Below are 12,505 nucleotides of genomic sequence, written 5' to 3'. Positions count from 1 at the left end.
CTGCTTAATTTAGGTGCAGCGCAACATCTCTGCTTGGAGAATGGTCAGCATTCGTGTCAGGGTTCAGCGAACTCCTTTTGAAACGCCGACTTCAGGGGCACCATGGCAATTCTGGCAGCCGTCTATCACCTGACCCACTACAAATACGACCGGCCGGTCGTATTGGGCCCGCAAGTCATAAGGTTGCAGCCTGCGCCGCATTCCCGCACCAAAGTGCTCAGCCATTCGCTGAAGGTCGGGCCGGCAAACCACTTCGTCAATCTGCAGCAGGACCCCTACGGCAATTTCCTTGCCCGCTTCGTCTTCCCCGAGCCGGTAACGGAATTGAAGATCGAGGTCGATCTCGTTGCCGACATGACGGTCTACAATCCGTTCGATTTCTTCGTCGAACCGTCGGCCGAGACGTTTCCGTTCGAATACCCGGAAGAGATCAGGGACGATCTGACCATCTACCGGACGCCGGAACCGGCAGGGCCACTGTTGCAGGCGTTCCTCAAAACCATCGACCGCAGTGCGACCAATACCGTCAATTTTGTCGTCGACCTCAATGCGCGGCTGCAGCGCGAGATCGCCTATATCGTGCGCATGGAAACCGGCGTCTTCTCGCCCGAGGAAACGCTGGCCGCCGGCAAGGGATCCTGCCGCGATTCGAGCTGGCTCCTGGTGCAGATACTGAGGAACCTCGGCATCGCCGCGCGTTTCGTCTCCGGCTATCTGATCCAGCTCAAACCCGACCTCGTCGCGCTCGACGGACCGCCCGGTACGGCGACCGATTTCACTGACCTCCATGCCTGGTGCGAGGTGTATCTGCCGGGCGCCGGCTGGATCGGCTTCGACCCGACCTCCGGCCTGCTTACCGGCGAAAGCCATGTGCCGCTCGCGGCAACGCCGCATTTCCGCAATGCCGCGCCGATCTCCGGCATGGCGAGCTTCGCCAATGTCGAATTCGGCTTCGACATGCGGGTCGACCGCATCGCCGAACATCCGCGCATCACCAAGCCGTTCTCCGACGAGAGCTGGCAGGCGCTCGACGCGCTGGGCGTCGAGGTCGATGCAGCACTCCAGGCCGGCGACGTGCGGCTGACCATGGGCGGCGAGCCGACCTTCGTCTCAATCGACGATTTCGAGGCGGCCGAGTGGAACACCGCCGCCGTCGGGCCAACAAAACGCGAAAAGGCCGATGCGCTGATCCGCCGGCTGCGCGAACGCTTCGCGCCGGGCGGCTTCCTGCATTACGGACAGGGCAAATGGTACCCCGGCGAAAGCCTGCCGCGCTGGACGTTCTCGCTTTACTGGCGCGCCGACGGCGAGCCGGTGTGGAGCGATCCGTCACTGATCGCACATGAAAAGAGCGAGGCGGATGTCGGACCGAAGCAGGCCGAGAGCCTGCTGACCGCGATTGCCGACGAACTCGGCATCGACAAGACGATGGTCAGCGAAGCCTATGAGGATCCGGCCGAATGGCTGCTCAAGGAAGGCAAGCTGCCGGACAATGTCGATCCCTCCAATTCGAAGCTGGAGGACCCGGAGGAGCGCAGCCGCATGGCGCGGGTGTTCGAACGCGGGCTGACCAAGCCGTCGGGCTACGTGCTGCCCGTCCAGCGCTGGAACAGCCAGGCTTCCGGACCGCGCTGGCGCTCGGAGAAGTGGAAGACGCGGCGCGGCAGGCTGTTCCTGGTGCCCGGCGATTCGCCGGTCGGCTACCGCCTGCCGCTTGGCACGCTGCCTTATGTGCCGCCGGCGCAGTTCCCCTATATCGTACCGGTCGATCCATCGCTGCCGCGCGGACCATTGCCGGCGCGTGAGGCGATCTTGCCCGGTGCTGCTTCTTCGCCCGCTCCGGCCGAACTGGAAGGCGCCGACGAAATGGCGCGACGCCAGCAGGCGGTCTCCTTCACGGCCGTTACCGGCCAGCAAGACCGCGTCGAACAGGAGATTACCGAGATCGGCGGCGCTGTGCGCACAGCGCTTTCGGTCGAGCCGCGCGACGGACGGCTTTGTGTGTTCATGCCGCCGGTCGAGGCGCTGGAGGATTATCTCGAACTGGTCGCGGCGGCGGAGAACGCGGCAAGGGCTATCGGCCTGCCGGTGCATATCGAGGGCTACGGCCCGCCGCACGATCCGCGCCTCAATGTCATCCGTGTCGCACCCGATCCCGGCGTCATCGAGGTCAATATCCACCCCGCCGCGAATTGGCAGGATTGCGTGGCGACGACCACGGCGATCTACGAAGAGGCGCGGCAGACGCGGCTTGGCGCCGACAAATTCATGATCGACGGCCGTCACACCGGCACCGGCGGCGGCAACCACGTCGTCGTCGGCGGTGCCACGCCCAATGACAGTCCGTTCCTGCGCCGCCCCGACCTGTTGAAGAGCCTGGTGCTGCAATGGCAGCGGCATCCGTCGCTATCCTATCTGTTCTCCGGCCTGTTCATCGGCCCGACCAGCCAGGCGCCGCGCTTCGACGAGGCACGACACGATTCGCTCTACGAACTCGAGATCGCGATGGCGCAGGTGCCACATCCGGACAAGGGCGCGGCACCCCTGCCGTGGCTGGTCGACCGGCTGTTCCGCAACCTCCTGACCGACGTGACGGGCAATACGCATCGCTCCGAAATCTGTATCGACAAGCTGTTTTCGCCGGACGGGCCGACCGGCCGGCTGGGGCTGGTCGAATTCCGCGGCTTCGAGATGCCGCCCAACGCGCGCATGAGCCTGGCGCAGCAATTGCTGGTGCGCGCCATCATCGCCCGGGCCTGGAAGAACCCGCTCGACGGCCGCTTCGTACGCTGGGGCACCTCGCTGCACGACCGTTTCATGCTGCCGCATTATGTCTGGGCGGATTTTCTCGATGTGCTGGACGACCTCAAGCTGAACGGCTTTGCGTTCCGTCCGGAATGGTTCGACGCCCAGCTCGAATTCCGCTTTCCGTTCTGCGGCGAGGTCCAGCATGCCGGCATCAAGCTGGAGCTCAGGCAAGCACTGGAGCCTTGGCATGTGATGGGCGAGCAAGGCGCGATCGGCGGCACGGTGCGCTTTGTCGATTCCTCCGTCGAACGGCTGCAGGTGAAGACCGAGGGGCTCAACCCGGAACGTCACGCCGTCGTCTGCAACGGCCGCCGGGTGCCGATGAAGGTGACCGACAACCGCGAGATCGCGGTGGCCGGCGTTCGCTTCAAGGCCTGGCAGCCGGCGTCGGGCCTGCATCCGGCGCTGCCGGTCAACACGCCGCTGGTCTTCGATATCTATGACCGCTGGTCGGGCCGCGCGGTTGGCGGTTGCGTCTACCATGTGGCACATCCCGGCGGGCGCAGCTACGACACGTTCCCGGTCAACGGCAATGAAGCGGAGGCGCGGCGGCTCGCCCGCTTCGAGCCGCGTGGCCATACTCCGTCCGGCTATGTGCTGCGCAACGAAGAAGCCTCTGAAGATTTCCCGATGACCCTTGACCTTCGGCGGCCGCAAAGACTCTGATCAGCCATGGCGAAGGGGAATCACAAAAAGCTGCGCAGCAAGCCGCAGACCCACAGTCTGCTGGAGCACTATCAACCGATCGACGGCGTCGTCGACGAGATGGTCGATGCGTCGGGCAATCCGCGGCCGGCCTGGCGGCACTTCATCGAGGCACTGGAGGACCTGGGGCCGGAAAAGCTTGCCCAGCGTTTTGCCCGCGCCGACCAGTACCTGCGCGATGCCGGCGTCTACTACCGCGTCTACGACAAGGCCGGCGCCAATGAGCGGGAATGGCCGCTGGCGCATGTGCCGCTGCTGATCGAGGAGGAGGAATGGGCTGACATCAGCGCCGGCCTGGTCCAGCGCGCCGATCTGTTCGAGGAGACCATCGCCGACATTTACGGGCCGAACCGGCTGGTCGAGAAAGGCATTCTGCCGGCTGGATTGATCGCGGCCAGCTCGGAATATTTGCGGCCGGTCGTCGGCACCAGGCCTGCCAGCGGCCATTTCCTGCATTTCTGCGCCTTCGAGCTCGGTCGTGGCCCGGACGGCCGCTGGTGGGTGCTTGGCGACCGCACCCAGGCGCCATCGGGCGCCGGCTTTGCGCTGGAAAACCGCGTCGCCACCACAAGGGCACTGTCCGACATTTACGGCGAGATGCATGTGCACCGCTTGGCCGGTTTCTTCCGCCGTTTTCGCGATGCGCTGATCGGCATGGCCAAGCAAGCCGGCGGCCGTGTCGCCATCCTGACGCCGGGACCGCTGAACGAGACCTATTATGAACATGCCTATATCGCCCGCTATCTCGGCATCATGCTGCTCGAGGGCGAGGACCTGACTGTCTCCGGCGGCAGGCTGATGGTGCGCACAGTTTCGGGGCTGATGCCGGTCAGCGTCTTGTGGCGACGGCTCGACGCTGCCTTTGCCGATCCGCTCGAGTTGCGGTCGGACTCGCAGATCGGCACGCCGGGGCTGGTCGAAGCGGTCCGGCAAGGGGCGGTTTCGGCCGTCAATGCACTGGGTTCCGGCCTGATGGAGACGCGCGCTCTGCTCGCCTTCCTGCCGAAGATTTCGCGCGCCCTGCGCAATGAGGAACTGCTGCTGCCGACCGTCGCGACATGGTGGTGCGGGCAGGATACGGAGCGCGAACATGTGCTCGCCAATATCGATAGCATGGTGATCGGCCCGGCACTGTCGACGCGGCTTGCCTTCGAGGACGACGGCTCGACCAAGCTCGGGTCAGCGCTGTCGGCCGAGGAACGGGCCGAGCTCGTCGCCCGGATCGAACAAGACGGCGGCGACTTTGTCGGCCAGGAAGCGGTGACGCTGTCGACCACTCCTGTCTATGTCAGCGGCTGGCTGGAGCCGCGGCCGGCAAGCCTGCGCGTCTATCTGGCGCGGACGCCGGAAGGCTGGACCGTGATGCCGGGCGGTTTTGCCCGTGTCGGCTTCTCGCTCGACCCGACGGCCATCGCCATGCAGCGCGGCGGCCAGGCGGCGGATGTTTGGGTGGTCAGCGACAGGCCGGTGGAGCGTGAGACGCTGCTGCCGCAGGAGCATGACAGCTTCACCCGAACCTTGCCGGGCAGCCTGCCCAGCCGCGCGGCGGAAAACCTGACATGGCTCGGCCGCTATATCGAGCGATCGGAAGACACGGTGCGCATCCTGCGCGCCTACCACGTGCGGCTGGCCGAGACATCCGATCCCGAGATGCCGCTGCTCGCCGACATCAGGGACTATCTCGCGCCGTTCGGTATCGACGTCGAGACGGCAATCCCGTTGGGGCTCATCGGCACGCTGGACAGCGCCGTGTACAGCGCCGGGCAGATCCGCGACCGCTTCTCGCCCGATGGCTGGCTGGCATTGAAGGACCTGTCGAAGACGATCCATCAATTTGCCGTGACAGTGGCGCCGGGCGACGACGCGACAAGGGCAATGACGGTCATCCTGCGCAAGCTGGCCGGGTTTTCCGGCCTGCTGCACGAGAACATGTACCGCTTTGCCGGCTGGCGTTTCCTGGAAATCGGCCGCAGGCTCGAACGCGGCATCCAGATCGCCCGCACGCTCGCCCGACTGACCAGGGCCGAGGCGCCGGAAGGCGCGCTCGACATGATGCTGGAGATCGGCGACAGCGTCATGACCCACCGCCGGCAATATCCGGTGCAGGCGGGACGGCGTACCGTGGTCGACCTTCTGGCGCTCGATCCGCTCAACCCGCGCTCAATCCTGTTCCAGCTCGAACGGCTGAAGGCCGAAATCGCGCTGCTGCCCTCTGTCGGCGGTGAAGGCCATATGTCGCCGGCGGCCAAGGAAATCCTGCAGCTCAACACGTCGATCGCCATCAGGGAGCCCTCGGACATGACGGCCAAGGCCCTCAGCGATCTCGCCAATGAAATCGGCGGCCTCTACAACAGCCTCTCCAAAGCCTATTTCGGATAGAGACGGCATGCTCTACGACATCAGGCTTCACCTGCGTTACGACTATGATGCGGCGGCCGGCGGCGGCCGCCATCAGGTGCGTATGCTGCCGCCGACCATCCCTGGCGTACAGCGCGTCATCGCCGCTTCACTGTCTTTTGTGCCGGCGCCCAGCGAACGCTCCGACTTTTCCGACTTTTTCGGCAACAGTGTCACCTCGATCGCCTTTCGTGACGCACATGATGCGCTCGACATCAGGATGAGCGCGCGTGTTTCAGTGTCGCGGCCGGAGCCCGGGCTCGACGTATCGCCCGACCTACGCCGGCTGAGGGAAGAACTCGGCGCGGTGCACTCGCTGGCGCCGGCTTCGCCGCATCACTTTCTGGCCGCCAGCGATCATGCCGGCATCGACCCGGCAATCACTGCCTATGCGAAAGGCAGTGCCAGCAGTTCGACGGTCGGCACGGCCATGGCTCTGTGCAACCGCATTCACCGCGATTTCACCTATGACGGCGAGGCGACCACGGTGCAGACGCGGGCCAGCGACGCCTTCGGCCTGAAGCGCGGCGTCTGCCAGGATTTTTCCCATATCATGATCGCCGGCCTGCGTGGCCTCGGCATTCCTGCAGGCTATGTCAGCGGATTCCTACGCACCATCCCGCCGCGTGGGAAGCCGCGGCTCGAAGGCGCCGACGCCATGCATGCCTGGGTCAAGGTGTGGTGCGGGCGCGATGCCGGCTGGCAGGAATTCGATCCGACCAACGGCATGCGGGCAAGCAACGATCATATCACGGTCGGCTATGGCCGCGACTACTCCGATGTGGCGCCGATCGTCGGCGTGCTGAAAACCACGGGCGGGCAGGTTGGCGAGCAGGCAGTCGACGTCATACCGGTCGTGCTCGAAAAGGCGTGACGGCACCTCCTCGTTGGACGGCGTCGTCGTTAATCAGTCTTGGACCAAGAAATCAAGAGGCGTGGAACCCGCAGCCAGCAAGCGGCTTATCTACGGAAATTCCAGTGGAGAGGACATGCTGGACAAATCCGGGTCGTCGTCTGGCCGATCGGCTGTTAGGAAAGCTGCACCAAAGAACGGGGTGCCGCGGAACGGAGCACTGGAGAACGGCGCGCACGCCTCGGCCGTTCGGGCCTCGCTCAACTATGTTGCCGACACCGAACCCGGTATTCGCCGGCTGCGTTCAGGCAAGGGCTTCTCATACAAAGGGCCGGACGGGCGTGCCGTCGACCAGGACGCGTTGGCACGCATCAAGGCGCTCGCCATTCCACCGGCCTGGACGGATGTGTGGATCTCGGCGGATGCCGACGGTCACATTCAGGCGACCGGTCGGGACCAGCGCGGACGCAAGCAATACCGCTATCATCAGCACTGGGCGGAGGAGCGTGACGGCGTCAAATACTCGAGCCTCATCGCCTTCGCCGAAAGCCTGCCCGAATTGCGACGGCAGATCGATGCCGATCTGCGCCGTCACGGCCTGCCGCTGGAACGCGTCGTTGCGGCCATCGTCTGGCTGCTCGACAACACGATGATCCGCGTCGGCAACGCCGCCTACGCGCGCGACAACAAGAGTTTTGGGCTGACCACGCTGCGCGACCGCCATGTCGACATCAAGGGCTCGAGCCTGCGTTTCGCCTTCATCGGCAAATCCGGCAAGGAATGGAGATTGAAGCTTGTCGATCGCCGGATCGCCAAGATCGTGCGTGGAGCGCAGGACCTGCCGGGCCAGAAACTGTTCCAGTATCTCGACGAGGAAGGAAACAGGCATCCGGTGCGCTCCGACGACGTCAACCGCTATATCAGGGAGAATGCCGGTGTCGAGTTCAGCTCCAAGCATTTCAGAACCTGGGGCGGCACCATCCATGCGGCGTCGCTGTTTGCGCAAACAGAACGTCCCGAAAGCCAGGCGCAGCAAAAGCGGGTGATGAACAATGTCATCGACAAGGTCGCCGAGCGGCTCGGCAATACACGCGCCGTCTGCCGCCGCTGCTACATCCATCCGGAAGTCTTCCGCGCCTGGTCCGAAGGAGGGCTGCTTGGCGAAATGGCGGACGCCAACAGAGGCAAGCGCTCGATCGCCGGGCTCGACGACGAGGAGGCCCTGGTCTTGAGATGGCTGAAGGCGAGGGAATGACGCAGGACCGGGGGCGTATTTTTTTGTCGACGCCATGTCGGGATCGGTCCTAGTGTTTCGTCCTTTGACAGAGAAAAGGACGACCCATGCTCTACGCGATCCTCTGCTATGCCTCTGAAGACGTCGTCTGCTCCTGGAGCAAGGAGCAGGACGATGCCGTCATGGAAAAACTTATCGGCGTACAAGAGAAATATGCCAACGCCGGGCGGCTTGGCCCCGTGGCGCGGCTTTTGCCGACGACGGCGGCGACAACGCTGCGAAAGGTCAAGGGCGAATCGATCGTCATCGACGGCCCGTTTGCCGAAACCAAGGAACAGTTCCTCGGCTTCTACACGCTCGAATGCGCCGACCTCGACGAGGCCGTCGACTTCGCGCGCGAGCTTTCCGAGGTCAACCCGAGCGGCGGCTCCTACGAGATCCGGCCGGTCTCGCTCTTCAACCCCGCCAAGGTTTCCGCATGACCGAACTTGCCTGGATCAGCACGGCAATCAGCACCGCTCGCCCGCAGGCGATGGGGGCATTGCTGCGCTACTTCCGCGACCTCGACGCGGCGGAGGAAGCATTCCAGGACGCCTGCCTGAGGGCCCTGAACAACTGGCCGAAAAATGGCCCGCCGCGCGATCCGGCAGCCTGGCTGATCTTCGTCGGCCGCAACAGCGGCATCGATGCGGTGCGCAAGCGCGCCAAGCAGGCGCCGCTGCCGGAGGAGGACCAGATCTCCGATCTCGAAGATGCCGAGAGCGACATCGCCGAGCGGCTGGACGGTGCGCATTACCGCGACGATATTTTGCGGTTGCTGTTCATCTGCTGCCATCCCGACCTGCCGGCCACGCAGCAGATCGCGGTGGCGTTGCGCATCGTCTCCGGCCTGACGGTCAAGCAGATCGCCCGCGCCTTCCTCGTCGGTGAAAGCGCCATGGAGCAGCGTATCACTCGAGCCAAGGCGCGCATCGCCGACGCCGGGGTGCCGTTCGAGACGCCGGGAGCGGTCGAGCGCTCCGAACGGCTCGCCGCCGTCGCTGCCATGGTCTACCTGATCTTCAACGAAGGCTATTCCAGCAACAGCGGCGAGGCGTCGGCGCGTGCGCCGCTTTGCGAAGAGGCGATCCGGCTGGCCCGGCTGCTGCTCAGGCTATTCCAGACCGAGCCGGAGATCATGGGACTGACGGCGCTGTTGCTGCTGCAGCATGCACGCGCGCCGGCTCGCTTCGACGAGAACGGCGAGATCGTGCTGCTCGAAGACCAGGACCGCAGCCTGTGGAGCCGCAAGATGATCGATGAAGGCCTGGCGCTGGTCGATAAGGCGTTGCGCCATCGCAAGCCCGGTCCCTACCAGGTGCAAGCGGCGATCGCCGCGCTGCATGCACGGGCGGAAAAGCCCGAGGATACGGACTGGAACGAGATCGACCTGCTCTACGGCCTGCTCGAGCAGATGCAGCCGTCGCCGGTGGTGACGCTTAACCGCGCCGTCGCCGTCTCCAAGGTGCGTGGACCGGAAGCCGCACTCGCCATGATCGAGCCGCTGGAGCAAAGGCTTTCCGGCTATTTCCACTTCTTCGGCCTCAAGGGCGGCCTGCTGATGCAGCTTGGCCGCGGCGACGAGGCGCGTGTCGCTTTCGACCGCGCCATCGCGCTTGCCAACACGGCAGCCGAGGCGGCGCATATCCGCATGCATATCGACCGGCTGATGAAAGAAGGCGCCAAGCAAACGGCGCATTGATCCGACGCCTCCGCCTGGTTCAACGGTCTGACCTTTGCTTAGACCATGCCGGGGTGGCGATTTTTCCCTGAAACGAGTAATGCCACGCCATGACAGTGCCCGATGTGGCGATCGGCACGGAGACGGCGTGGCACAAGGCTTTGACCGACGCCATATGAGCGACGGGATCTGAAAGGGATGAAAATGACGATTGCGAAGGAAACGGCCGGGCTTCTGGCGAAACTGGGCGTTGCCGAGGGCGCGCTTACGGGCGGCGATCTCATCGTGCGCAGCCCGGTGACCGGCGAGCAGATCGCCGCGCTGAAGACCATCTCGCCGGCCGATGCGGCGACGACCATCGACAAGGCGCACAGGGCTTTCCTGGCGTGGCGGCAGGTACCAGCTCCCAAGCGCGGCGAACTGGTGCGGCTGCTCGGCGAGGAATTGCGCACACACAAGGCCGAGCTTGGCCGGTTGGTCTCGATCGAAGTCGGCAAGATTCCATCCGAGGGTCTTGGCGAAGTGCAGGAGATGATCGACATCTGCGATTTCGCCGTCGGTCTCTCCCGGCAATTGTACGGCCTGACCATCGCCACCGAGCGCCCCGGCCACCGCATGATGGAGACCTGGCATCCGCTCGGCGTCGTCGGCGTCATTTCGGCCTTCAATTTCCCGGTGGCGGTCTGGTCGTGGAATGCAGCGCTGGCGCTGGTCTGCGGCGACGCGGTGGTGTGGAAGCCGTCCGAGAAGACACCGCTGACGGCGCTCGCCTGCGAAGCGATCTTCAAGCGCGCGGCAAAGCGTTTCGGCGATGCGCCGGAAGGGCTGGCGCCCGTGCTGATCGGCGATCGCGCCGTCGGCGAGATCCTGGTCGACCATCCGAAGGTGCCGTTGGTCTCCGCCACCGGTTCGACGCGCATGGGCAGGGATGTCGGCCCACGGCTGGCGAAGCGCTTTGCCCGTGCCGTGCTGGAGCTCGGCGGCAACAATGCCGGCATCGTCTGCCCGACGGCCGATCTCGACATGGCGCTGCGCGCGATCGCCTTTGGAGCGATGGGCACGGCCGGCCAGCGCTGCACGACGCTGCGGCGCCTGTTCGTGCATGAGAGCGTCTATGACCAGCTCGTTCCGCGCCTGAAGAAGGCCTATGAAAGCGTCTCGGTCGGCAATCCGCTGGAGACAAGCGCTCTCGTCGGCCCGTTGATCGACAAGGCTGCCTACGACAACATGCAGAAGGCGTTGGAGGAGGCGGCTTCGCATGGCGGTAAGATAACCGGCGGAATGCGGGTCGAGAACGGCCAGCCTGAGGCCTACTATGTGCGTCCGGCGCTGGTCGAAATGCCGCGCCAAGTTTCGCCGGTGACGGAGGAGACCTTCGCGCCGATCCTCTATGTGATGAAATATTCGGATTTCGACGCCGTGCTCGATGAGCACAATGCGGTCGGCGCCGGGCTGTCGTCGTCCATCTTCACCCGCGACCTGCAGGAATCCGAGCGCTTCCTCGGCGTCGACGGTTCGGACTGCGGCATTGCCAACGTCAATATCGGCACTTCGGGGGCCGAGATCGGCGGCGCCTTCGGCGGCGAGAAGGAAACCGGCGGCGGCCGCGAGTCGGGCTCGGATGCCTGGAAGGCCTATATGCGGCGCGCTACCAATACGGTGAACTATTCCAAGGCGCTGCCGCTCGCCCAGGGCGTTTCGTTCGACATCGATTGAAATGCCAAACCTTCGTCGCGGCGGCGCCAAAGCCGCCACGACGGCGTTCGGCTCGCCGTTCAGCTGGCTTCGGAAGTTACAACACAATTGTCGAAGGCTGCATCGATGATGGCGAGCTTGACCGCCTGGGCGGTCATGTATTCCTGATAGAAGTCGCTCGACACCCACATGACCGAGTGACCCCGCTGGCCCAACCAGCCGATGCTGCCGAGTTCCTCGGCATCGCGCAATTTGCGTGACAGGTGGGTCCGGGAAAGCTTGAGCCAGTTCGCGAAATCTCCGATTGAGACGACACCGGTCGGAATTCGGTCCAGGTCAGCATGATCGGGATCGACGCCAGACATCAGCCAATCCATGACGATGCCGCCATTGTCGAGCCAGGTGAACAAGGAAAAGGTCTGTCTCGGCTCCCGCACGGCATGCGACGAAAGCAGGCCGTCGGCCACCAGCGGCTGCAGTTTGGCGAGCAGGTCCGGTTGTGCGACGAATGCAGCCAGTCGAAATCCATTGTCCAGGCTGTCCAGCGTTTTCAGATGCGCCATGACCCAGCCGGCAACCGTCTCCAGAGTGCCCGCGGTCGGCTCAAAGGGGCGGATGCGCCCGTATTTGATCGGCAGATGCCGGATGAAACCGTAATGCAGCATCTCCTTCAGGAAGGCGTCGGCGGTGTTGCGGCTGGCCACCGAATGCCGGCAGATGTCGTCCATGAACCGTGCAGACGTAAGTCCCTTGCGATGATCGTCCGGCTCTCGATTGAAATACAAGCCAAGGCCGATATGGGCCATCAGCCAACGCTGTTGCGTGGCGAATACGGAGGCCAGCCGCGGGTTCGCTTCATAGGTTTGGAGAAGCGTCCGCGACTGAGCCTGGACATGGCGACGCAGTGCCGGATGGCTGGCAATGTCTTCAGAAACCAGCGCCATCCCCGCAGTGCCCAATCAAATTTGCAACTGGAAATGCCGGTAACAATTTCAGCCTTCGCGGGCCGTGTCCAGAGCCGGCGCATCAGGATACGAGCTGAATCCGGCCGGCTAGTGGCTTAATTCCGCGACTTGATCGCCGAGGCCCCTGA

Annotated in this window: 8 protein-coding genes; 7 read left to right on the top strand and 1 reads right to left on the bottom strand. The window is 64.3% G+C overall.

From position 1 onward, the window contains the following. Positions 1–102 precede the first annotated feature (102 nt). The 7 genes from NKG95_RS11325 (at position 103) to amaB (ending at position 11,433) form a co-directional block, all read left to right on the top strand. Positions 103–3,474: a transglutaminase family protein gene (locus NKG95_RS11325; protein ID WP_353040648.1), complete on the top strand. Its 3,372-nt coding sequence runs from the start codon at positions 103–105 to the stop codon at positions 3,472–3,474. A 6-nt stretch (positions 3,475–3,480) separates the two neighbouring features. Beyond that, positions 3,481–5,892 (top strand): circularly permuted type 2 ATP-grasp protein, encoded by a 2,412-nt coding sequence (locus NKG95_RS11320; protein WP_023720246.1) that lies wholly within the window; start codon positions 3,481–3,483, stop codon positions 5,890–5,892. A gap of 7 nt (positions 5,893–5,899) precedes the next feature. Beyond that, positions 5,900–6,784 carry a transglutaminase family protein gene (locus tag NKG95_RS11315; protein ID WP_353040647.1) on the top strand — a complete coding sequence of 295 codons (885 nt, stop codon included), beginning with the start codon at positions 5,900–5,902 and terminating at the stop codon, positions 6,782–6,784. A 115-nt stretch (positions 6,785–6,899) separates the two neighbouring features. Beyond that, positions 6,900–8,018: a DNA topoisomerase IB gene (locus tag NKG95_RS11310; RefSeq protein ID WP_353040646.1), complete on the top strand. Its 1,119-nt coding sequence runs from the start codon at positions 6,900–6,902 to the stop codon at positions 8,016–8,018. 86 nt (positions 8,019–8,104) lie between these two features. Further along, on the top strand, positions 8,105–8,479 hold the full coding sequence (locus tag NKG95_RS11305; protein WP_023720249.1) for a YciI family protein: 375 nt from the start codon (positions 8,105–8,107) through the stop codon (positions 8,477–8,479). Then, entirely contained in the window at positions 8,476–9,738 is a 1,263-nt protein-coding gene (locus tag NKG95_RS11300; protein WP_352918278.1) for an RNA polymerase sigma factor, read from the top strand. Before NKG95_RS11305 ends, NKG95_RS11300 begins: the two co-directional genes overlap by 4 nt. A gap of 183 nt (positions 9,739–9,921) precedes the next feature. Then, the gene (amaB, locus tag NKG95_RS11295) at positions 9,922–11,433 is read left to right on the top strand and encodes an L-piperidine-6-carboxylate dehydrogenase (protein ID WP_353040645.1); all 1,512 of its coding nucleotides are present in this window, start codon (positions 9,922–9,924) and stop codon (positions 11,431–11,433) included. Positions 11,434–11,492: 59 nt separating this feature from the next. On the opposite strand, the gene NKG95_RS11290 is transcribed toward amaB, so the two are convergent. Beyond that, on the bottom strand, positions 11,493–12,356 hold the full coding sequence (locus NKG95_RS11290; RefSeq protein ID WP_353040644.1) for a hypothetical protein: 864 nt from the start codon (positions 12,354–12,356) through the stop codon (positions 11,493–11,495). Positions 12,357–12,505: the final 149 nt, after the last annotated feature.

The sequence above is a fragment of the Mesorhizobium sp. M1423 genome (assembly GCF_040317575.1).
GTDB lineage: Bacteria > Pseudomonadota > Alphaproteobacteria > Rhizobiales > Rhizobiaceae > Mesorhizobium.
The sequence above is the reverse complement of the archived record's forward strand: the minus strand, read 5'-3'. Positions and strand labels throughout refer to the sequence as shown.